Origin of the sequence: Skermanella stibiiresistens SB22, from assembly GCF_000576635.1 — a bacterium.
In the GTDB taxonomy this organism is placed as follows: Bacteria; Pseudomonadota; Alphaproteobacteria; order Azospirillales; family Azospirillaceae; genus Skermanella; species Skermanella stibiiresistens.
In genome coordinates, this window is record NZ_AVFL01000001.1 from 1 (window position 1) to 22,004 (window position 22,004).

Annotated in this window: 16 protein-coding genes and 2 pseudogenes; 3 read left to right on the plus strand and 15 right to left on the minus strand. The window is 66.5% G+C overall.

Annotated features, from left to right (window positions below; genetic code table 11):
- Together N825_RS00005 and N825_RS00010 are read right to left on the minus strand one after the other, a co-directional pair.
- Positions 1–270 (minus strand): annotated as a pseudogene (locus N825_RS00005) (colanic acid biosynthesis glycosyltransferase WcaL); the annotation flags it as partial.
- A gap of 46 nt (positions 271–316) precedes the next feature.
- The gene (locus tag N825_RS00010) at positions 317–1,558 is read right to left on the minus strand and encodes a glycosyltransferase family protein (protein WP_051511309.1); all 1,242 of its coding nucleotides are present in this window, start codon (positions 1,556–1,558) and stop codon (positions 317–319) included.
- A gap of 249 nt (positions 1,559–1,807) precedes the next feature.
- Here N825_RS00010 and N825_RS00015 point away from each other — a divergent pair, with 249 nt between their 5' ends.
- The 3 genes from N825_RS00015 (at position 1,808) to N825_RS00025 (ending at position 5,512) form a co-directional block, all read left to right on the plus strand.
- A complete protein-coding gene (locus tag N825_RS00015) occupies positions 1,808–4,444 on the plus strand; it encodes an ABC transporter ATP-binding protein (RefSeq protein ID WP_037445776.1) in 2,637 nt (878 codons plus the stop codon).
- Between the two features lie 98 nt (positions 4,445–4,542).
- Positions 4,543–5,007: a cyclic nucleotide-binding domain-containing protein gene (locus N825_RS00020; protein WP_037446213.1), complete on the plus strand. Its 465-nt coding sequence runs from the start codon at positions 4,543–4,545 to the stop codon at positions 5,005–5,007.
- A 19-nt stretch (positions 5,008–5,026) separates the two neighbouring features.
- On the plus strand, positions 5,027–5,512 hold the full coding sequence (locus N825_RS00025) for a class I SAM-dependent methyltransferase (RefSeq protein ID WP_037445778.1): 486 nt from the start codon (positions 5,027–5,029) through the stop codon (positions 5,510–5,512).
- A gap of 136 nt (positions 5,513–5,648) precedes the next feature.
- Here the strand turns inward: N825_RS00025 and N825_RS00030 are convergent, their stop codons facing one another.
- The 13 genes and pseudogenes from N825_RS00030 to lnt form a co-directional block, all read right to left on the minus strand.
- Entirely contained in the window at positions 5,649–6,791 is a 1,143-nt protein-coding gene (locus N825_RS00030; RefSeq protein WP_157618894.1) for a PAS domain-containing protein, read from the minus strand.
- 238 nt (positions 6,792–7,029) lie between these two features.
- The gene (gene pnp / locus N825_RS00035) at positions 7,030–9,141 is read right to left on the minus strand and encodes a polyribonucleotide nucleotidyltransferase (protein WP_037445780.1); all 2,112 of its coding nucleotides are present in this window, start codon (positions 9,139–9,141) and stop codon (positions 7,030–7,032) included.
- A gap of 355 nt (positions 9,142–9,496) precedes the next feature.
- Positions 9,497–9,766 (minus strand): 30S ribosomal protein S15, encoded by a 270-nt coding sequence (rpsO, locus tag N825_RS00040; RefSeq protein WP_037445782.1) that lies wholly within the window; start codon positions 9,764–9,766, stop codon positions 9,497–9,499.
- Between the two features lie 29 nt (positions 9,767–9,795).
- Positions 9,796–10,737 carry a tRNA pseudouridine(55) synthase TruB gene (gene truB, locus N825_RS00045; protein WP_037445784.1) on the minus strand — a complete coding sequence of 314 codons (942 nt, stop codon included), beginning with the start codon at positions 10,735–10,737 and terminating at the stop codon, positions 9,796–9,798.
- A 172-nt stretch (positions 10,738–10,909) separates the two neighbouring features.
- Positions 10,910–11,398, minus strand: a pseudogene (gene rbfA, locus N825_RS37475) (30S ribosome-binding factor RbfA); the annotation flags it as partial.
- 198 nt (positions 11,399–11,596) lie between these two features.
- Complete coding sequence (gene infB / locus N825_RS00055; RefSeq protein WP_037445786.1) at positions 11,597–14,338, minus strand: translation initiation factor IF-2; 2,742 nt, start codon at positions 14,336–14,338, stop codon at positions 11,597–11,599.
- Positions 14,339–14,348: 10 nt separating this feature from the next.
- Positions 14,349–15,029: an RNA-binding protein gene (locus N825_RS00060; protein WP_245612953.1), complete on the minus strand. Its 681-nt coding sequence runs from the start codon at positions 15,027–15,029 to the stop codon at positions 14,349–14,351.
- A gap of 172 nt (positions 15,030–15,201) precedes the next feature.
- On the minus strand, positions 15,202–16,737 hold the full coding sequence (gene nusA / locus N825_RS00065) for a transcription termination factor NusA (protein WP_051511312.1): 1,536 nt from the start codon (positions 16,735–16,737) through the stop codon (positions 15,202–15,204).
- A 58-nt stretch (positions 16,738–16,795) separates the two neighbouring features.
- Positions 16,796–17,281 (minus strand): ribosome maturation factor RimP, encoded by a 486-nt coding sequence (rimP, locus tag N825_RS00070; protein ID WP_037445788.1) that lies wholly within the window; start codon positions 17,279–17,281, stop codon positions 16,796–16,798.
- A 270-nt stretch (positions 17,282–17,551) separates the two neighbouring features.
- On the minus strand, positions 17,552–18,301 hold the full coding sequence (gene trmB / locus N825_RS00075; protein WP_245612954.1) for a tRNA (guanosine(46)-N7)-methyltransferase TrmB: 750 nt from the start codon (positions 18,299–18,301) through the stop codon (positions 17,552–17,554).
- The gene (metK, locus tag N825_RS00080) at positions 18,294–19,463 is read right to left on the minus strand and encodes a methionine adenosyltransferase (protein WP_037445790.1); all 1,170 of its coding nucleotides are present in this window, start codon (positions 19,461–19,463) and stop codon (positions 18,294–18,296) included. Before metK ends, trmB begins: the two co-directional genes overlap by 8 nt.
- A 286-nt stretch (positions 19,464–19,749) precedes the next feature.
- On the minus strand, positions 19,750–20,238 hold the full coding sequence (locus N825_RS00085; RefSeq protein ID WP_037445791.1) for a helix-turn-helix domain-containing protein: 489 nt from the start codon (positions 20,236–20,238) through the stop codon (positions 19,750–19,752).
- Between the two features lie 113 nt (positions 20,239–20,351).
- Entirely contained in the window at positions 20,352–21,998 is a 1,647-nt protein-coding gene (gene lnt, locus N825_RS00090) for an apolipoprotein N-acyltransferase (protein ID WP_084164052.1), read from the minus strand.
- Positions 21,999–22,004: the final 6 nt, after the last annotated feature.

Consider the following 22,004-nt stretch of genomic DNA (forward strand, 5'->3'; position numbering starts at 1 on the left):
CCAGACCCGCCGGGCGTCGCGCCAGCCGGGCATGCGCCGGGCGGCGGCCAGGGCGCGGGCGACCCGGGCCGGCTCGTCATGGAGGTATTCCGGCAGGTAGGTCACCGGCGCCTGGAGCCGCCCATGCAGCGCGTGGGTGGCCTTGTCGGTCGGGTGGCGCAGCGAGAACAGGGCGAGCTTGACGCCCCGCCGTTCCAGCCCGACCAGTTCCTGCGCGATGAAGGTTTCGGACAGCCGGGGCCAGCCCTTGACGACGACGCAGACGGTCACGATGGGGCGATCAAGATCGATACCATGGGCGGCACGGCGACGGCCCTCAGGCGCGGCGGCGCAAGGTGGGCCGGCGGGCCGGGCGGCGCGGCATCGACAAGTGGCGCTCGGCCAGCCGGTTGACGTTCTCCAGCCCGTCGAGCAGGCCAGGGACGATCACATCGGACGGGACATGCTGCTGGGGCAAGTGCCGCAGCGCCGCCGCCATGGCCTCGGCGTCACGGGCGCCGTCGTCCGGCAGCATGCTGACCAGCCCCAGCTCCTGCGCCCGGCTGGCCCGGATGTACTGTTCCAGCCGCGGCACCATGCGCGGCACGATCAGCGCCCGCTTGTCGAACGACAGGATCTCGCAGAACGTGTTGTAGCCGCCCATGGCGACGACGCCGACCGCGTTCGCCATCAGGGTTTCCAACTGGGCCTCGAAGGTCAGCGCCTCGACCTTGGGCAAGGCCGCCGCGCGGGCCAGGAATTCGGTCTGAAGCTCCCGCTGCATGAAGGGACCGAGCACGATCAGGGCGCGGTTCGGCAGGTCGGGGTCGTGCTCGTAGGCGCGCAGCACCCAGTCGACCATGTCCTCGCCGTCGCCGCCGCCGCCGGGGGTGACCAGGATGTAGGGCGTGTCCGGCATGTCGGGTACGGCGGCGTTGACCGAGGTCTTGCGCTCCAGGTAACCGGTGTAGACCATCTTGCGGCGGACGGACGGCGGCACCTTGACCCCTTCCAACGGGTCGCAGATCTGCGGTAGCCCGTAGACCCAGACCTCGTCGTAGAGCTTGTCGAGCGCAGGCATGACCTTTTTCCGCTCCCACTCGGGCGCCAGGGCCGCCGGCTCGTCCATCACGTCGCGCAGGCCCAGCACCAGCGGTGTGCCGCGGCTCTTGAGCATTTGCAGGGTTTCCAACACCTCGCCGCGCAGGCCCAGCGGCTCCTTGTCGACGATGAACAGGTCGGGGTCGAAGATCTCCGCCGTGTGGCGGATGATCGACGCCCGCATGGCGAGCGTCTCCTCGATGTCGATGTGCAGGTTGAGCGAGGTGTAGTCCCCGTCGCGCAGCTTGATCACGCCGGGGACGCGGACGAAGTCGACGCGGCTGCGGAAATCGAAGCTGCCGATGATCGGCGAGCCGGACAGGATCAGGACCGACATGCCCTTGTCGCGTTCGACCAGCGCATGGGCGATCGTCCGGCACCGCCGGAGATGGCCGAGACCGAAGGTGTCGTGGCTGTAGATCAGCACACGCCTGTGCTCGCGCACGTGGTCTCGGATTGGCCCGATGCGGTTGCTCATGTGCCTCTGCTCACACTGTCGCTTGCGGTGGTGCGGCCAACCTGTGGCGCAGGAAACCCACAGGGGTCCCCATAGGGGTCAATGCCATCGTCTGTCTCTAGCAGAATAGCAGGTTATCGACCATGTGAATTGCCGGGTGCCTCCCCATCAGGTACTCTCGGCTCCACTTTTTTCCCGCCGCCGTGATCAAGGTTGGTCACGGCCGATCAATGCTGATCAAGGCGGGAACACATTTCGGACATCAGTGGTATGGAAAAGAGCATCTTTCGCTTCGTGCTGCGCTATAGTACGCGGCAGCAGGTGGTCGTTCTCGTGCTCACTTTGCTCTCCTTTCCCTTTCTTTATTATTCATTGGAGTTGCCCAAACAGATCGTCAACGACGCCATCGGGGGCCAGAACTTTCCCAAGGAGTTCTTTGGGTTCGAGTTCGAACAGGTGCCGTACCTGATGCTGCTGTCGGGGATGTTCCTGGTCCTGGTGGTGATCAACGGCGTCTTCAAGTTCCGCATCAACACGCTGAAGGGCCGGCTGGGCGAACGGATGCTGCGGCGGCTCCGCTACGAGCTTTATATCAGGGTCCTGCGGTTCCCGCTGCCACGCTTCCGCAAGGTCAGCCAGGGCGAGATCATCCCGATGATCACGGCCGAGGTCGAGCCGCTGGGCGGTTTCATCGGCGACTCGATAGCGCTGCCGGTGTTCCAGGGCGGCACGCTGCTGGTCTATCTCGTCTTCATCTTCATGCAGGACCCGATCCTGGGGGCGGCGGCGGTCTCGCTGTATCCATTCCAGGGATGGCTGATCCCGCGGCTCCAGCGCAAGGTCAACCAGCTCGGCAAGCAGCGCGTGCGGGCGATGCGCCAGATCTCCGACCGGATCGGCGAGTCGGTGTCCGGCGTCAGCGAGATCCACGCCCACGACACCTCGGCCTGGCATCTGGCCGATATCGCGCACCGCTATGGCGATGTCTATGATATCCGGTTCGAGATATTCCAGCGCAAGTTCTTCATCAAGTTCCTGAACAACTTCATCAACCAGCTGACGCCGTTCTTCTTCTACTCGATCGGTGGTTATCTGGTGATCAAGGGCAGCATCAGCTTCGGTTCGCTGGTCGCCGTGCTGGCCGCCTACAAGGACTTGGCCGGTCCGTGGAAGGAGCTGCTTGATTACTATCAGGCGAAGGAGGACATCCGGATCAAGTATGAGCAGGTGATCGAGCAATTCGACGTGCCGGAGCTGATGCCGGCGGCGTTGCTGGCCAGCGACGCCGATCCGAACACGCGCCTGACGGCGCCGATGGTCTTCAGCAATGTCGGCTTCGGCGAGGAGAACGGACCGAAGATCCTGGACGGCGTTTCCTGTACGTTGCCGCTGGACGGACATACGGCGCTGGTTGGCGGAGCCGGGCGGGACGAGTTCGCGATGCTGGCGGCGCGCTTGCTGATGCCGACCGCCGGCCGCATCCGGGTCGGTGACCAGGACCTGTCGCACCTGCCCGAGGCCGTCACGGGGCGGCGGATCGCCTATGTCGGCCAGAACAGCTACATGTTCACCGCCAGTCTGCGCGACAACCTGTACTATGGGCTCCGCCACCGGCCCTTGACGCTGGAGGAAGGGGACGACCGCGCCGCCGAGCGGCTGCGGCGGGCGAAGGAGGCGAAGGAGGCGGGCAACACCGACTTCTCGCTGGACGCGGACTGGATCGATTATGTCTCGGCGGGATGCGATGGCCCCGAGAGCCTGCGGAAGCGGACACTGGCGATCCTGGGCATGGTCGATCTGGCCGATGACGTCTATCGGCTGGGCCTGAACGGGACGCTGGAGAACGACACGAACGAGGATGTGGTCACACGCATCCTGGAGGCGCGCGCGGCGCTGCGGGCCGAGCTGGCGCAGCCGTCGATGCGGTCGCTGGTGGAGATCTGGCATCCCGAGCGGTTCAACAACAACGCCACGGTGGCGGAAAATCTGCTGTTCGGCAGCCCGGTTGGTCCGGTCTTCTCGGTCGATGCCATGGCCGAGAACGCCTATGTGCTGGAGGTGCTCCAGAAGGTTGATCTGACGCGCGATTTCCTGACCATGGGCGTGCAGGTTGCCCGCACGATGATCGAACTGTTCGCCGACCTGCCGCCCGGCCATCAGTTCTTCGAGCAGTTCAGCTTCATCTCCTCCGAGGAGCTGCCGGACTTCCAGCCGATGGTCGCCAAGGCCGACAAGGACGGCGTCGACAGCCTGAAGCCGGAGGAGAAGCGCCGGATGATGGCGCTGCCGTTCAAGCTGATCCCGGCACGCCATCGGTTGGGCTTGATCGACGACGGCATGGAGCGGCGGCTGCTGGAGGCGCGCCACACCTTCGCCCGCGACCTGCCCGACAGCCTGCGGGCGAGCGTCGAGTTCTTCGTGGAGGATCGCTACAACACCGCGTCGACCATTCAGGACAACATCCTGTTCGGTAAGGTCGCCTATGGCCAGGCGCAGACCGGCGGCAAGGTCGGACGGCTGGTGGCGCAGGTGATCGACGAGCTTCAGCTGCGCGAGACGATCCAGGAGATCGGCCTGGACCACTATGTCGGGGTGTCGGGTTCCCGGCTGTCGCGGGTCCAGCGGCAGAAGGTGGCGCTGGCGCGGGCCTTGCTGAAGAACCCCGACCTGCTGGTGATCAACGAGGCGACCGCCGGCCTGGATGGCGCCAGCCAAACCCGCATCCACGACGCCATCCTGGAGGAGCGGAAGGGCAAGGGAGTGGTATGGGTATTGCATAGGCCGAGCATGGCCCGCCGCTTCGCGCAGACCCTGGTGCTGCGTTCCGGGCAGATCGCCGAGCACGGCAGTTACCAGGAACTGGACAAGCCGGGAACCGTCATGCACGAGTTGCTGGCGGCCGAATGACGCCGTGTTAACGGACCTGTCGTATCGGTAGCGCATAAGTAGGCATCACAGGACGGGCACCAGCCAAGGAATAGCCGCCGAGAATAGGAGTTGTGATCGTGAGTCTCGCCGAGGAAGTCGAACTGCTGCGCAGGATCCCCATGTTCACCAATGTGGAGACCAGCAAGCTGAAGCTGCTGGCCTTCACCAGCGAGCGGGTCGCGTTCCATGCCGGCGACGTGCTGTTCCATCAGAACGAGATGGGCAGCAGCGCGTTCATCATCGTGGCTGGAGAGGCGGACGTGATGGTCGATACGCCGAACGGGCCGTTGACGGTCGCCAAGGTTGGCCGCAATGACTTCATCGGTGAGATCGCCATCCTGTGCGACGTGCCGCGTACCGCCAGCGTGGTCGCCGTGACCGACATGACCACGCTATGCATCTCGAAGGATCTGTTCTTCCGCATGGTCACCGAGTTTCCGCAGATGGCGGTGGAGATCATGCGGGTGCTGGCCCAGCGCCTGGAGAACACGACCCGGCAGTTGCGCGAGGCCGTCGCCCATTCGGCGTCCCACCCGATGTGAATTCAAATGGAAGGCCTTCATGAGCCGGTTGGACAGTTTCATCAGACGGGTCAGCGCACAGCGCGACTGTCTCAACGCGGCCGCGGAGTTGATCCGCGACGTTCCGGGGCCGGTGCTGGAGTTCGGCTTGGGCAATGGCCGGACCTATGACCACCTGCGCATGCTGTTTCCCGAGCGGTTGATCTATGTCTTCGAACGGCAGGTGGCGGCCCATCCCGACTGCGTCCCGCCGGACGAATGCCTGTTGCTGGGCGACCTGCGCGAGACGCTGGACACGGCCGGGGAGGTGATCGGCGCGCCGGCGGCGCTGGCCCACATCGACATCGGATCGGGCGATCCCGCGGCCAACGCCGAGCTGGCGGCTTTCCTGGCACCCCGCCTGCGGCGCCTGATGGCGCCCGGTGGCGTGGTGGTGAGCGACCAGGACCTTGGCGTGCCAGAGTGGGAAGCGCTGCGACCACCACCCTCGGTGCGGCCGGGGCGCTATTTCATGGCGCGGGTGTGAGCTTTATCGTCTATTAAAGGCTGTGGATCGTAGGTCGGCTATAGCGAAGCGGCACCCGACGTCACTCCTGACGCGCCTGCTTGTCGGGTGCCGCTTCGCTCTACCAGACCTACGGTTGCGCATTGTTGTACTGAAACTACACCGCTACGGCGCCGGACGACGAGGCGCCATCGGCGGTGGCCGCGAAGGTCAGGGTGAACAGGGTGCCCGTGTCGCCGTCGACCTCCACCGTGGCCTGGATCTGGTTGGCGAGCGACCGGACCAGCGATAGGCCGAGGTTGTTGTTGGTTTCCCAGTCCATGCCGCCCTGGGCGCCCACGCCATCGTCGGCGATCCGCAGTTCCCAACGCTCCCGCTCCAAGGGGCGCAGGTCGAGCTGGATGGTGCCGGCCTCGCGGTCGGCGAAGGCGTGGCGGAAGCTGTTGGTGACCAACTCGTTCAGGATCAGGCCCACGGGTAGCGCGGTGTCGAGCGGAACGTGGCAGGGCTCGGTTCGGGCCTCCACCACGATGCCGCGATCGGGGCCGTGGAACGCCGCGAGCGTGTCGCAGATCTCGGACAGGTAACCGCCCAATTCCAGGGTCGGGCCGGCCTCTCCGGTGTAGAGCTTGCGGTAGATCAGTTCCAGCGCGCCGATACGGTGGAGCAGGTTGTCGAAGCCGGCCCGCTGAACCGGATCGGCGCTTCGGCTGGCCTGCAACCTGATCAGGCTGGCCATCACCTGGAGGTTGTTCTTGACGCGGTGCTGAAGTTCGTGGAGCAGGACCTCGCGGTGCCGCAACGCCTGTTCCAGGTCGCGGGTCCGTTCCTCGACCCGGCGCTCCAACTGGGCGTGGGCGTCGCGGATGCGCGACTCCGCTTGGCGGCGCAGGGTGCAATCCAGCTGGGAACCGAAGAAATACAGCAGGTTGCCGTCGTCATCGTGGATCGGGCTGATGTACAGCTCGTTCCAGAATGGGGTGCCGTTCTTACGGTAATTCAGGATCTCGACCTTCACGTCGCGCCGCTGGGCGATCGCCTCGACGATCAGCCGTCTCGCGGACGGATCGGATTCTGGGCCTTGCAGGAACCGGCAGTTGTTGCCGAGGATCTCGGCCAGATCGTAGCCCGTCATGTCGACGAAGGCCTGATTGGCGAAGACGATGGGATTGTCGTCGAGATTGGGATCGGTGACGACTATTGGCATGCGGCTGCCCTCGACCACGCTGCGGAAAGGATTCTCCCGCGACGGGTGGTTGAACACGGCGATGTTGTCCATGCCTTTGGAGGGTGGTTGCAAGTCCGGTCTCCTGAATATCAGGTCCCGTGCGCCATCCCCGGATGGGTGATCCTGGATTTCGGCTTGAAACAATGGGATCGCGGTCGGGTGAAAGCCCTTCCGCGTCCCAATTGATTGGGCGTCGCACACGGGTTGAACCTTGAGCCAGATCCAACAAACGGAGCCCGTGAAACGTTCCCACCAATCATATGGAACGGCGCCACCCGGCTGGAAGCCGGGCGGCGCCCTATCCAGATGCCTACTCGTCCTTCTTGGTCAAGTCCTCGCCGGTCTCCTGGTCGACCTGCTTCATCGAGAGCTTGACCTTGCCGCGATCGTCGAAGCCCAGGACCTTGACCTTGACCTCATCGCCTTGCTTGACGACGTCGGCGACTTTGCCGACGCGCTCGTTCTTCAGCTCGGAGATGTGGACCAGACCGTCGCGTGACCCCAAGAAGTTGACGAAGGCGCCGAAGTCGACAACCTTGACCACCTTGCCGGTGTAGACGACGCCCAGCTCCGGCTCGGCGACGATGCCGCGGATCCAGTCGATCGCGGCCTGGCCGGCCTTGGCGTCGACGGCGGCGACCTTGACGGTGCCGTCATCCTCGATGTCGATCTTGGCGCCGGTCTGCTCGACGATCTCGCGGATCACCTTGCCGCCGGAGCCGATCACGTCGCGGATCTTCTCCTTGGGGATGTTGATGATCGTGATGCGCGGGGCGTTCTGGTTGACCGCGTCGCGGGCGCCGCCGATCGCCTTGGCCATCTCGCCCAGGATGTGCAGCCGTCCGCCGCGCGCCTGGTCGAGCGCCACCCGCATGATCTCCTCGGTGATCGAGGTGATCTTGATGTCCATCTGGAGCGCCGTGATGCCGGCGTCGGTGCCGGCCACCTTGAAGTCCATGTCGCCCAGGTGATCCTCGTCGCCGAGGATGTCGGACAGCACGGCGAAGCCGCGATCCTCCTTGATCAGGCCCATCGCGATGCCGGCGACTGGGCGGGGCAGGGGAGCGCCGGCGTCCATCAGGGCCAGCGAGGTGCCGCAGACGGTCGCCATCGACGAGGAACCGTTGGACTCGGTGATCTCCGAGACGATCCGCATGGTGTAGGGGAACTGCTCCTTGGTCGGGAGCAGCGGCCGCACCGCGCGCCACGCCAGCTTGCCGTGCCCGATCTCTCGGCGGCCGGGGGAGCCGACGCGGCCCGCCTCGCCGACCGAGTAGGGAGGGAAGTTGTAGTGGAGCATGAAGCTCTCACGGTACTCGCCTTCCAGCGCGTCGATGATCTGCTCGTCCTGGCTGGTGCCGAGTGTCGCGACCACGAGCGCTTGGGTCTCGCCGCGGGTGAACAGGGCGGAACCATGGGCGCGCGGCAGGATGCCGACCTCGGCCACGATCTGGCGGATGTCGGTGGTCGAGCGGCCGTCGATGCGGCGGCCGGTGTCGATCACCGAGCCGCGCAGCACGTCGGCCTCGACGTCCTTGAAGGTCGCCGCGATGGCCTCGGCCGGGATCTCGTCGGAGGTCAGGGCCTCCAGCGCCTTCTGCTTGGCGGCGCCCAGCTTGGTCTGACGGTCCTGCTTGCGCTTTTCCGAGTAGGCGGCGGTGATGTCCTCACCGACGGCGGCCTTGACCTTGGCCTTGATGGCGGTGGCGTCGTAGGGCGACGTGGGCATGTCCCACGGCTCCTTGGCGCACTGCTCGGCCAGCTCGATGATGGCGTTGATGACGGGCTGGAAACCGCGATGGCCGAACATGACGGCGCCGAGCATGATGTCCTCGGACAGCTCGTCGGCCTCGGACTCGACCATCAGCACGCCGTCGACGGTGCCGGCGACCACCAGGTCCAGGTCACCCTCGGCGTCGTCGACCAGCGGGTTCAGCGTGTACTCGCCGTTCCGGTAGCTGACGCGGGCGGCGCCGATCGGACCCAGGAACGGGATGCCGGAGATGGTCAGGGCGGCGGAGGTGCCGATCATGGCGACGATGTCGGGATCGTTCTCCATGTCGTGGCTCAGCACGGTGCAGATGACCTGCGTCTCGTTGCGGAAACCATCGGCGAACAGGGGACGGATCGGACGGTCGATCAGGCGGCTGACCAGCGTCTCCTTCTCGGAGGGACGGCCCTCGCGCTTGAAGAAGCCACCCGGGATCTTGCCGGCGGCGAACGCCTTCTCCTGGTAGTTGACCGTCAGCGGAAAGAAATCGATACCGGGCTTGGGGGACTTGGCCGCCACCACGGTGCAGAGCACCGTCGTCTCGCCATACGTCGCCATCACGGCGCCATCGGCCTGACGCGCGACCTTACCGGTCTCGAGCACCAGCTTGCGCCCGCCCCATTCGATTTCTTTTCTGTGGACGTTGAACATTGTTTCTTCCTTCCATCCGACGCCCCAACCATCCCGGATTGGATGGCAAGGGCCGGGGTCCTCAGTCGTTCTCGACCCCGCGTGAAAACAGGCCCGCATGAGCACAGGCCGAAAGCCGACCGGGAACGCGTCCGGGCCGGCTGGCAAAGCTCATCAATGAAATAGGTCCGGGGAATGATCCCGGCGGTATCTCCCGTCCCCGAAAATGGTCCGGTGGACGGGAGGAGACCAGGTGCGCCGCGGAGGGTGGCGCAGCCGGACGCCCACTTCGCGGCGCGAAGCCCGGTGGGTCGACGATCCCGGCTGATATCGGCAAACGAGGGTGTCCGATCGGCGATCCGCGGCTATCGGCGCGTCAGCGGCGCAGGCCGAGACGCTGGATCAGCTGCTCGTAGCGGCTGACCTTCTTGCGCTTCAGGTAATCCAGCAGGCTGCGGCGCTGGCCGACCATGACGAGCAGGCCGCGACGGCTGTGGAAGTCCTTCTTGTGCGTCTGCAGGTGCTCGGTCAGGTTCCGGATGCGCTCGGACAGGATCGCGACCTGCACTTCGGGTGAACCGGTGTCGTTGGCGCCGGTCGTGTATTCCTTGATCAGTTCCTGCTTGCGCTCGGGAGTGATCGACATCGGGTATCTCCAATCAAATCGGGTTGAGCTTAAAGGTTCAGCACTCGCACCGGGCGGATCTCCGCCCCTTCGACGCGGGCCAGCGCCACCGGCTTGCCGCCGGAAACAGCCAAAACGACAGCACCGTCGCCCGACGGATCGTAGTCCAGGCCATCCAGCCTTTCGCGATCCTGCCGGCGCAACAACGCCACCGTTTGCCCTAGTCTCAGTCGGTGCGCCTCAGCCTCCGTCAGGGCGAACGCCGGGATGTCGTCCAGCGCCGTCTCGATCGGAAGAAGAAGTGTTTCGACGGCCGCAACATGGTCCATGGCCGCCAGATCGTCCAGCGAAATCGCCTTTTCGAGGGTGAAGGAGCCGACATTGAGCCGCCGCAGGCGCGTGATGTGCCCGACGGTACCCAACGCCAGCGCCAAGTCGCGCGCGAGGCTGCGCATGTAGGTGCCCTTGCCGCACTCGACCTCGAAATCGGCGTGGTCGGCGTCGGGCAGGCCGATCAGGTGGAACCCGTCGATCCGCACGATTCTCGCCGCCAGCTCGAAGACCTCGCCCTCGCGGGCCAGATCGTAGGCCCGCTCGCCATCGACCTTGATGGCCGAGAACTGCGGCGGAACCTGGGAGATCTCGCCCTGGAAGGCCTCCAGCGCCACCTCGATCTCGTCCTCGGTCGGACGCTTCGGGTGGGTGGCGATGACGCTGCCCTCGAGGTCGTCGGTGGTGGTCTGCTCGCCCCAGCGGAGCCGGAAGCGGTAGGTCTTGGCGCCGTCCATGGCGTAGGCGACCGTCTTGGTCGCCTCGCCGAACGCGATCGGCAGCACGCCGGTGGCGATCGGGTCGAGGGTGCCGCCGTGCCCCGCCTTCTCGGCGTTGAGCAGGCGGCGGACGCGCGACATGACTTGCGTGGAGGTCATACCGGCCGGCTTGTCGATGACGAGCCAGCCGTGGATGGGCACACCCTTGCGCTTACGCGCCACGGCGGCCTCGACCCCGGGGAGTGGATTTTGAGGAAGCGGATTTCAGCGGGGCCGGCTTGTCGGCGTCTCCTTCCTCCTCGTCCTCGTATTCGTTCTCCTCCTCATCGTCCTCGTCGTCGTCGAGGTCGTCGTCATCCTCGTATTCGAGTTCCTCGTCGTCGTCCTCGTCGTCCTCGTCCTCCTCCTCGTCGGCGCCGTTCATGCCGTTGTGGACGCCGTTGTGGCTGTCCTCGCCGTCCTCGTCCTCGTCGTCCTCCTCGCGGTCTAGCGAGGCGGCGCCCAGGTCGCGGGCGACCTCGGGATCCTGGAGCAGACGGTTGATGTGGTCGGCGTATTCGAACGAGGTGTCGGCCTCGAACGACAGGGTGGGGACGTAGCGGAGCTTGAGCGAGCGGGCCATCTGGCCGCGGAAGAAGGCGGAGGCGCGGCGAAGGGCCGTGACGGCCTCGTCGGTCTCGCCGCCGCCCAGCGGCGTGATGAAGGCGGTGGCGTTGCGGAGATCCGGACTGATCCGGACCTCGGTGACGGTGACGTTCAGTTTCTGCAACTCGGGATCACGGAAATCGCCCCGGCGGAGCACTTCCGCCAGCGCGTGGCGCAACTCCTCGCCAACCCGCAATTGGCGTTGCGACGGGCCACGTGCCGCGCGCTTGCTGTTCATTGGTCAATTTCCTCTTTCACCGGCGGCGCCCAGGGCGCTGATCGGTACCGACGGGGGAACCGCTTGCCGTCGGTGGGCTTCCTGCCCCTGTTCATCACTTGGTGTTCGTTACCTGGGACCGACCGCGTCGGATCCCGGAATTGGAAACGCCCCGCGACGCCCGAGGGCGCCGCGGGGCTGTTCCGCGACGGCGGCCGATCAGAGCTGCCGCGCCACTTCCTCCATCTCGTAGGCTTCGATCACGTCGCCCGCGAGGATGTTGTCGTAGTTCTCGAACGCCATGCCGCATTCGTAACCCTCGCGCACCTCGCGGACCTCGTCCTTAAAGCGCTTCAGGGTCTTCAGCGTGCCGGTGTGGATGACCACGTTGTCACGCAGCAGGCGGACGCCGGCGCCGCGCTTGACGACACCCTCGGTAATCATGCAGCCCGCGACCTTGCCGACCTTGGTGATGTTGAACACCTCGCGGATCTGGGCGTTGCCCAGGAACCGCTCGCGCAGGATCGGCGAGAGCATGCCGGTCAGCGCCGCCCTGACATCGTCGATGACATCGTAGATGACCGAGTAGTAGCGGATCTCGATGCCGTCGCGCTTGGCCATCTCGCGCGCTTGGGGATTTGCGCGGACGTTGAAGCCGAAGATCATGGCCTTGGACGCGTTCGCCAGGGTCACGTCGGACTCGTTGATGGCGCCCACCGAGCTGTGGAGCACCCGCACCTTCACTTCCGTGTTGGCGCTGGTCAGGCGCTCCAGAGCGCCGCTGATCGCCTCGATCGAACCCTGCACGTCGCCCTTGATGACGATCGGCAGTTCCTTCGCCTCGCCGGCCTGGATGCGGGTGAACATCTGCTCCAGGGTGCCACGCGAACCGGCCGCCGCGACCGCCTCGCGCTTCTTGCGCTGGCGGAACTCGGTGATCTCGCGGGCCCGGGCCTCGGTCTCGACGACGGCGAACTCGTCGCCGGCCATCGGGGTGCCGTTGAGACCCAGCACCTCGATCGGCTCGGCCGGGCCGGCCGTGTCGGTGCTGGCGCCGCGGTCGTTGACCAGGGCGCGCACGCGGCCCCACTCGGCGCCGGCGACGAAGATGTCGCCGACCCGCAGCGTGCCGCGCTGGACCAGCACGGTCGCGACCGAACCGCGGCCCCGCTCGAGCTTGGCCTCGATCACGACGCCCTCGGCGGCGCGGTTCGGATTGGCCCGCAGTTCCAGGATCTCGGCCTGGAGCAGGATGGCCTCCTCGATCTTGTCGAGGCCCTGGCGGGTCTTGGCCGAAACCTCGACCGCCAGCACGTCGCCGCCCATCTCCTCGACGACCAGCTCGTGCTGCAGCAGCTCCTGGCGGACCCGGTCGGGGTTCGCGTCGGGCAGGTCGCACTTGTTGATCGCGACGATGATCGGAACCTGCGCCGCCTTGGCGTGGTGGATGGCCTCGATCGTCTGCGGCATGATGCCGTCATCGGCGGCCACGACCAGCACCACCACGTCCGTGACGTTGGCGCCGCGCGCCCGCATCTCGGTGAAGGCGGCGTGGCCGGGGGTGTCGATGAAGGTGATCTTGCCGCCGGAGCCGAGCTGGACCTGATAGGCGCCGATGTGCTGCGTGATGCCGCCGGCCTCGCGGCTGGCGACGTCGGTGGAGCGCAGGGCGTCCAGCAGCGAGGTCTTGCCGTGGTCGACGTGACCCATGACCGTGACCACGGGGGCCCGGGCGATCAGATCCTCGTCGATGTCCTGGTCGCCCTTGAGGCCGACCTCGACATCCGATTCCGAGACGCGGCGCATCCGGTGGCCGAACTCGGCCACGACCAGCTCCGCCGTGTCGGCGTCGATGGTCTGGTTGATCGTCGCCATGACGCCCATGCGCATCAGCGACTTGATCACGTCGGCGCCCCGCTCGGCCATGCGGTTGGCGAGCTCCTGGACGGTGATGACTTCCGGCACAACCACGTCGCGGGTGATCTTCTGGATCTCTTGGCGGCTGTTGAGGCGCTGCTTCTCGCGCTCACGGGCCCGGCGAAGGGCGGCCATGCTGCGCGTCCGCTCGGACTCGTCGCCGCTCAGCGCCTGGGTGACGGTCATCTTGGCGCTGCCGCGGCGGCGATCGCCGGCCTTGCCCTTGGGCGCGGCCGGGGCCTTGGCCGGAGCCTTGGCGGCACCGCCGCCAGCGCCCGGACCGACCTTGCGGCGGCCGCGGTCGTCCTCGTCGTCATCGGCGCGGGCGACCACGCCCACCGGCTTGCCGACCGTGGTCTCGGCGGCGCGCGGCGTCGTGGTGGCGGGACGGCGGCGGTCGTCGTCGCCGGAACGGGCGGCGGGAGCCTCGTCGTCGGAGCGGCCCGGGGACTTGGTGGCGGGACGCCTGGCGGCTTCCGCCTCCTTGCGCTTGGCCTCCTCCTCCTGACGGCGGCGCTCGGCCTCCTCGGCCACCGCGCGCTCCTCGTCCTGGATGCGCTTCAGCTCGTCCATCTCACGCCGGCGCAGGGCCTCGGCGTCGAGCTGGGGCTCCTCGACCGGCTCCTCGACGAGGATGGTCTCCTCGATCAGGGCGGATTCGGCGAGCTCGGCCTCGAGCTGCCTGCGCTCCTCGTCCGAACGCTTGGCGGCGCTCTGGAGGGCGCGGAGGCGCGATTCCCGCTCCTCCTTGGTGAGCTGGCGGACGGCGGGCTGGCCGCGCGGTCCCCTGCCACCGGGCGAGCCCTTGAGGGGCAGACCCTCGGCGGCCCGGCGCGCGGCGGCGCCGCCGTCGGCCACGCCGGGTGCGGCGCCCTTCTCGATGGTCCGCTTGCGCTTGACCTCGACGGTCACGGTCTTCGACCGGCCATGGGAAAAGCTTTGCCGGACCGACGCGGGGTCGGCGGGTTTGGTCTTCAGCTCGAGCTTGCCCTTGCCGGAGAGGCTCAAAACTTTTTTGCGGTCCTGGTCGTTACTGTCAGTCATCTGTGTCCGACTAGCTCGTCGTTAAATCTGTTGCCCGGCCGGCCGATGCCGGACCGCAATTACCGTCACTCGGGATACCCCGCCTGAGCGCCGCATACCGCCGACACTCGAGCAGGAAGCGCGCGGCCATCCGACCGGGCGCCAGCATCGCATGAACCACGTGATCCCGGCCGAAGGCGTGCCCGAGTTCGGCCGCGTCGAACAAGTCGACGATCGGCGCGTCCCCGGCCAAGCCCCTCAGCTTGCCACGTCCGTCCTCGGAGCCGTCGGAGGCGGCGAGCAACGCGCCCGCCTTGCCGTTCCGCAGCGACTCCCGGACTTTCTCGAACCCCGCGATCGCCACCCCGCCACGACGGCCAAGGCCGATCATGTCGAGGCAACGCCGCTTGAGCAGCTTTTCCACCAATGCCACGAGCCCGGGATCCGCCTTGGTCTTGCGGCGGGCGGATTTGGCGAACCGGTTCTTCGAGACCGCGGTGGCCAGGATGTCCCGATCCGCCGTGACCCAAAGCCCCCGGCCCGGCAGCGTCCCTTCGAGGTCCGGCACGACCGAACCGTCGGGGGCGACCGCGAACCGGATCATGCCCTCCCGGTCGGCCACGGCACCGGTGACGATGCAGCGCCGCAGGGGGCTGCGCCGGCCACCGATGGCCTCCTCCTCGAGAGGCTCCAGCTCGGCCCCATCGGACACGAGCCGTGCGGGCTCGAGCGCTTCGGGCGGGGGAGCCATCTCCGGGGGCGGGGTGTGGTGGGCGTTCAGTGAGGTCATCCGTTGCAGGGTCGGTCCTTGGCTTGGAAAGGCTTGAAGGCTCCAACGGGCTGGAACCTTCGGGGATTGGGTATCGCCGGGGCGCCTCGCGGCGCTACTCGGTCCCGGCTTGTTCCGTTTGGGTCGTCACCGCACCGGCGGCCGGCGCACCATCCTCGGTGAACCAGTGGGCGCGGGCGGCCATGATGATCGCGTTGGCGTCGTCCAGGCCCATGGCGTCCTTGCCGACGATCTCGCGCAACTCGTCGCCGGCGAGGTCGGCCAAGTCGTCCAGCGTCTTGACGCCGTTCTCGCCGAGCTTGACCAGCATGACGGGGCTCAGGCCCTCGATCTCCGCGATCTCGTCGGCGACACCCAATTCCTGGCGACGTTCGGTCATTTCGGTGTTCCGCTGATCGAGGAAGTTGCGGGCGCGTTCACGAAGCTCCTCGGCGACATCCTCGTCGAAGCCCTCGATCTCGGCCAGTTCGTGGGTTTCGGCGAAGGCGATCTCCTCGACCGACGAGAAGCCCTCGGCGACCAGCAGGTGGGCGATCACGTCGTCCACGTCCAGGGCGTCGATGAAGAGCTGCGAGCGGGTCTTGAACTCTTCCGAGCGCCGCTCCGACTCCTCGTTCTCGGTCATGATGTCGATGTCCCAGCCGGTCAACTGGCTGGCGAGCCGCACGTTCTGACCGCGGCGTCCGATCGCCAGACTCAATTGGTCATCCGGAACCACGACTTCAATGCGCTTGCTCTCCTCGTCCATCACCACCTTGGCGACTTCGGCCGGGGCCAGCGCGTTGACGACGAAGGTCGCCGGGTCCTGCGACCAGGGAATGATGTCGATCTTCTCGCCCTGCAACTCGCCGACGACGGCCTGGACGCGGCTGCCGCGCATGCCGACGCAGGCGCCGACCGGGTCGATCGAGCTGTCATGGCTGAGCACGGCGATCTTGGCGCGCGATCCCGGATCGCGGGCGACCGACTTGATCTCGATGATGCCGTCGTAGATCTCCGGCACTTCCTGGGCGAACAGTTTCGCCATGAAGGTCGGGTGGGTACGCGACAGGAAAATCTGCGGACCGCGCGCCTCGGCCCGTACGTCATAGATGTACGCCCGCACGCGGTCGCCGTTTTTGAAGTGTTCGCGCGGCAGCAGCTCGTCCCGGCGCAGGATCGCCTCGGCGCGGCCCAGGTCGACGGTGACGTTGCCGTACTCGACCCGCTTGACCAGGCCGTTGACGACCTCGCCCATGCGGTCCTTGTATTCCTTGAACTGGCGCTGGCGTTCCGCCTCGCGCACCTTCTGGACGATCACCTGCTTGGCGGTCTGCGCCGCGATGCGGCCGAAATCGATCGGCGGCAGCTCGTCGGTCAGGAACTCGCCGAGGGCCGCGTCCTTCTTCATGCGCTGGGCTTCGCGAACGGTCAGCTGGGTCGCCTCGTTCTCGACCTCCTCGACCACTTCCAGATAGCGCATCAAATGGATGTCGCCGGTCTTCCGGTCGATCCGGGCACGGATATCGTGCTCGTGTCCATACTTGGAGCGGCCAGCCTTCTGAATCGCCTGCTCCATCGCTTCCAGGACTTCATCCCGGTCGATGTTCTTCTCGCGGGCGACCGCATCGGCTACTTGTAGCAGTTCCATTCCAGAAGTCCCTGGCGTTCGTTTGAGTAGGCGTTCGGACGTGAGGCGAAAAGGCCGGCTACTGCTGAGCCGCCGTGGCGGCGATCAACGCGTCGGTCAGGATCAACTTGGCACGCTGCACGGCGTCGAAGGGGATGGAGGCCGGACCGGTGTCGGTATCGATCCGCACCGCCCCATCCTCGACGCCCTTCAAGATGCCGCGGAAGCGCTTGCGCCCATCCAGCGGATACCGTGTCTCCACCCGCGCATCGAAACCGGCGAACCGTTCGAAGTCCTTCAGTCGGGTCAACGGCCGGTCGATCCCCGGCGAGCTGACTTCGAGAACATAGGCCGAGGAGATCGGATCCTCGACATCGAGCAGCGCGGATACCGCCCTGCTGATGTCGGCGCAGTCCTCCACGGTCATGGCGGCTTCGTCCTTCCGCTCGGCCATCACCTGCAAGGTCGGCTTCTGCGTGCCCGACACCTGCACCCGCACGATCTCGTAGCCCATGGCTTCGACCGACGGGGCGATGATCTGTTGTATCCGATCGGTTGCGTCCATTCCACCTGACTTGAGACGACATGACCGGGCTTGGCGGCCCGATTCAACAAAGCTGTAGACGAAAAACAAAAAAGTGGGCCAGTGGCCCACCCGGATGCGATCCAGCGCTTGCCCGTTTGGCGGGACCACCGGATCGTATGGGATCACGGAAAGGGAATATAGCGAAGTTGCGGCGAGCCGCAAGGATTTTCCACAATAACAGCAAGGTCCGAACTCGCGGCCCGAACGGGATGGTGAGGAAAGCCGGGCCGGAAGGGGCCGGCCCGGCAGTCAGCTCCGAGGTTTGCGCCGGAAGCGGAGGAAGACCGGCTTGCGGCCGGCCTCGATGCCCTTCTGTTCGTAGCGGGACTGCGGCCAATCGGCCGGGCGCCGACGCCAGTCCTCGGCGGCGCGGGCGATCCACTCGAAATCCGGGTGGCTCCAGGCATGCTCCAGCATCCACATGGCGACGCCCATCACGTCGCTCGCCATCCGCAGCTCCGCCCCATCCTTGAGCACGCGCGACAGGCGGGCCAGGTTCTCCGGTCCGATGAAGCGGCGCTTGTGATGGCGGATCTTCGGCCATGGATCCGGGAACAGCACGAAGCAACGGCCGATCGAAGCGTCGGGCAGCGCGTCCAGCAAGGGCCGGGCGTCGTCCGGCAGGATGCGGATGTTGCGTTGTCCGCCGGTGTCGATGTGTTCCAGCAGGTTGGCGACGCCGTTCTGGAACGGCTCGCACCCGATCATGGCGATGTCGGGATGGGCCGCGGCCTGACCGGCGAGATGCTCGCCGCTGCCGAACCCGATCTCCAGCCAGACGTCGCTCGGCCCTGTTCGTTCGAACAGGGCGGCATCGAACAACGATAGCGGATCGAGGCTGGAACCGCTGGCCGGCGTCTCGATCGAGAGCCGGGGCAGCATGGTCTCAAGCAGATCGGTCTTGTAGAGCCTTAGTCTACGGCCGCGCCGGCGGCCGTAGACTTTCTCGCGCAGGTCGGCGGGCGCGTCCTCGCGCGGGCCGGGGGGACGATCAGGCAAAGGCGGACCGCAGACCCGGGACCAGATCCGTGCGCTCCCACGAGAACCCGCCATCGGCTTCCGGCGCGCGGCCGAAGTGACCATAGGCCGCCGTGCGGGCGTAGATCGGCTTGTTGAGGCCGAGATGCTCGCGGATGCCGCGCGGGCTCAGGTCGACCATCTCCTGAAGCACCTTGGACAGCTTGTCCTCGTCGACCTGACCGGTGCCATGGGTGTCGATGTAGACCGCCAGCGGCCGCGACACGCCGATGGCGTAAGCCAACTGGATGGTGCAGCGGGTGGCCAGATCGGCGGCGACCACGTTCTTGGCGAGGTAGCGCGCGGCGTAGGCGGCCGAGCGGTCGACCTTGGTCGGGTCCTTGCCGGAGAAGGCGCCGCCGCCATGGGGGGCGGCACCGCCGTAGGTGTCGACGATGATCTTGCGGCCGGTCAGGCCGGCGTCGCCATCGGGGCCGCCGATGACGAAACGGCCGGTCGGATTGACATAGAAGAAGTCATCCTCGCACATCCAGCCCTCGGGCAGGACGTTGAGGACGTGCGGGCGGACGATCTCGCGGATCTCGCCCTGGTCCAGGCCATCGATGTGCTGGGTCGAGACGACGACCGAGGTCGCGCGCACCGGCTTGCCATTCTCGTAGGCGAGGCTGACCTGGCTCTTGGCGTCGGGGCCCAGCTGCGGGGCGGCGCCGGAATGACGCGCCTCGGCCAGGCTCTTCAGGATGCCGTGGGCGAAGAAAATCGGCGCCGGCATCAGCGCCTCGGTCTCGCGGCAGGCGTAGCCGAACATGATGCCCTGGTCGCCGGCGCCCTCGTCCTTGTTGCCGGCGGCGTCGACGCCGACGGCGATGTCGGCCGACTGGGCGTGGACCAGGACCTTGACGTCAGCCTTCTCCCAGTGGAAGCCTTCCTGCTCGTAGCCGATGTCCTTGATGGCGTGGCGGGCCACGCTCTCCATCAGGTCGGGAGTGATCGACTCCGGCCCCCGGACCTCACCCGCCAGCACGATCTGGTTGGTGGTGGCCAAGGTCTCGACCGCAACGCGGGCGTAAGGGTCATGGCCCAGGAACAAGTCCACGATGGCGTCGGAGATGCGGTCACAGACCTTGTCGGGATGGCCCTCGGAAACTGATTCACTGGTGAAGACGTAGTTGCGTTGAGCCACGGGTAGCCTCGGCGCGTTGCGGATTGATGACATACGAAGATAATCGGCCCTTCCCAGGTGTGGCGGGCCAGATTACTCTTTTCGCAACCCGAACAACCCTGGTCAAGCGACTTGATCCGGAACACGCGGCGTGACTACCTCGCGCGGCTACCTTGCGGAGGTTGTTTAGCAATCTTATGACAGCGCGTTCGAGACCTCTGGCGGCTCGAATGGGGATATCGCCGACGGACCGCAGCGGGGCCGGCTGGAACCGCTGATGAAGGCGGTTCAGCCCATGCCCACCGGATCAGTCCCCGTCGGTGGTGGGGGCGTTGGCGGCGTTGGCGATCGACTTGGTCAATTCGAACAGGCGCTTGCGGACCTGCGGATCGGCGATCCGATAGTAGGCGCGCACCAGCTCCAAGGTTTCCCGCTTGGCCATGGGATCGGGCTCGAACGCGCTGGACTTCTCCTCGCCGAAACCACCACCGGACGGTTCGCCGGACGGCAGGGTGTCGGCGTCGGGCGGCATGTCGTCGAAGAAGAAGGAAACGGGCACATCCAGGACGCGGCTGAGATCGAACAGGCGACTGGCACCGATTCGGTTCGCGCCACGCTCGTATTTCTGCACCTGCTGGAACGTCAGGCCGATCGCCTCGCCCAGCTTCTCCTGGCTCATGCCGAGAAGCGTGCGGCGAAGTCTCACCCGTGATCCGACGTGGACGTCTATCGGATTCGGCTTGCCGGTCTTGGGGCGGCCACCGGTTCCACGCCGGCCTCGTGTCTGTGGTTGCATGGCTTCGCATCCCTGTTGAATGTTCGTCGTCTAACTAAGCATGCACGTGTATGCATTCAATAGTACGTATTACCGTATTCTTGTGCACGCGCATACGAAAATATGTGCGACATTCAAGCGGTCTGTCGAGCGATGGTTGTGCCGACCCCGAAACTCATAAGAAGTACCACCAAAATCAAATCGCCCATGCGACCATAGGGGGTGTTGTCCAGCGCTTTCGGCAATGCGGCGTCAACAACGCCGCGGGAACCCAACTCGAGATATGCGGTCGGGCGGCCATAACCATCGATCACCCCCGATATCCCGGTATTGGCCGCCCTCACCAGAGGTAGTCCTTCCTCGGCGGCGCGCGCCTGGGCGATGGCGAAGTGCTGGTGCGGGCCGGCGCTGATGCCGTACCAGGCGTCGTTGGTGACGTTGAGCAGCCAGTCGGGCCGCCGGCTGGCGTCCTTGACCCGGGCGGGGAATATCACCTCGTAGCAGATCAGCGGACTGAACGGCGGAAGTCCGGGGATCTCCAGCGTCGCCGGTCCTGGCCCGGCGGAGAAGTCGGTGGCGCCCGCCGCGATCGAGGCGACGGGCAGGATGCCCCGCAGCGGCATGTACTCGCCGAAGGGTACCAGGTGGAACTTGTCGTAGCTGGCGAGCAGGGCCCCGCTGCCGTCGACGGCGTGCAGGCTGTTCCAGAAACGGTTGGTCCCATCGGTCTCGGTCCGCACGCGCGGCGCGCCGGTGATGACTGCCCCTCCGGAGGGGGTCACCGAACCGATCGCCTGCCGGGCGGCGGCGTCGCGTTCCAGGAAGAACGGCACCGCCGTCTCCGGCCAGATCACATGGGTGGGGGTCACTTGGGTGGAGGCCAGCTGGGTGGAGGAATGCGCGCCCGGCGCCGGTGGTTCGGCGGTCAGTTCCAGCAACCGTTCGAAGTTGCGCGCCCGCTCGGCTGGGTTCCATTTCAGGGTCTGCGCGATGTTGGGCTGGACGATCCGCAGCGTGACGCCGGGAACCGTCGGTCCGTCGCTTTGTGACAATCTGACCCACCCGGCGGCGCCGATCAGGGCGACCAGCAGGAGGCCGGCGGCGATGGATCCCATCGCGCGGCGCCGCGACTCGGAACGGTCGCCCAGCAGGGCCGGTAGTCCGGCGACAGCGACGGTGACCAAACCGAGGCCATAGGTGCCGATCACCGCGACGCTCTGCAGCACCGGCGGGAAGCCCACCCACGAATAGCCGATCAGGTTCCAGGGAAAGCCGGTCAGCACATGGCCGCGCAGGTATTCCGCCACCGTCCACAGCATGGCGAGGGCCAGGACGCGGGCGAGGCCGCGCAGGGCCAAGCGGCGCGCCAGGACATGGAGACACAGGGTCGCGGCGCCGATGAAGATCGCCAGGAGCGCCGGCAGGCCAGCCGCGGCGAAAGGCATCATCCACCAGAAGCGGGCGATGTCCGTCAGCAGCGCGAAGGAGATCCAGTAGAGCCCGAGCAGGAAGTGCCCGAAGCCGAACCACCAGCCGATGAGGAAGGCCGATCGCTTGGTGGCGGCGCCGTCGAGCAGCCAGAGCAGTCCGGGGAAGGCCAGCAGCAGCACCGGCACGGCATAGGCGGGTGGCAGGGCGAAGGTCGCCAGACCGCCGAGCAGGGCGGCGGTCAGATGGCGGCGCCATCCGGTCAAGGCCATCAGCCGCGCGGCGATGCGCGCGGCGTGACCGTCGGCGAAACCGCCGCCCGCGCCTGTCGGGCGCGGGGAGGCGTCAGCCATGATGTT

Excerpts from the sequence above, each read along its gene's own strand:
- infB (WP_037445786.1), bottom strand. The coding sequence starts at position 14,338 with ATGACTGACAGTAACGACCAGGACCGCAAAAAAGTTTTGAGCCTCTCC.
- rimP (WP_037445788.1), bottom strand. The coding sequence starts at position 17,281 with ATGGACGCAACCGATCGGATACAACAGATCATCGCCCCGTCGGTCGAA.
- pnp (WP_037445780.1), bottom strand. The coding sequence starts at position 9,141 with ATGTTCAACGTCCACAGAAAAGAAATCGAATGGGGCGGGCGCAAGCTG.
- N825_RS00015 (WP_037445776.1), top strand. The coding sequence starts at position 1,808 with ATGGAAAAGAGCATCTTTCGCTTCGTGCTGCGCTATAGTACGCGGCAG.
- nusA (WP_051511312.1), bottom strand. The coding sequence starts at position 16,737 with ATGGAACTGCTACAAGTAGCCGATGCGGTCGCCCGCGAGAAGAACATC.
- N825_RS00085 (WP_037445791.1), bottom strand. The coding sequence starts at position 20,238 with ATGCAACCACAGACACGAGGCCGGCGTGGAACCGGTGGCCGCCCCAAG.
- N825_RS00010 (WP_051511309.1), bottom strand. The coding sequence starts at position 1,558 with ATGAGCAACCGCATCGGGCCAATCCGAGACCACGTGCGCGAGCACAGG.
- rpsO (WP_037445782.1), bottom strand. The coding sequence starts at position 9,766 with ATGTCGATCACTCCCGAGCGCAAGCAGGAACTGATCAAGGAATACACG.
- lnt (WP_084164052.1), bottom strand. The coding sequence starts at position 21,998 with ATGGCTGACGCCTCCCCGCGCCCGACAGGCGCGGGCGGCGGTTTCGCC.
- N825_RS00025 (WP_037445778.1), top strand. The coding sequence starts at position 5,027 with ATGAGCCGGTTGGACAGTTTCATCAGACGGGTCAGCGCACAGCGCGAC.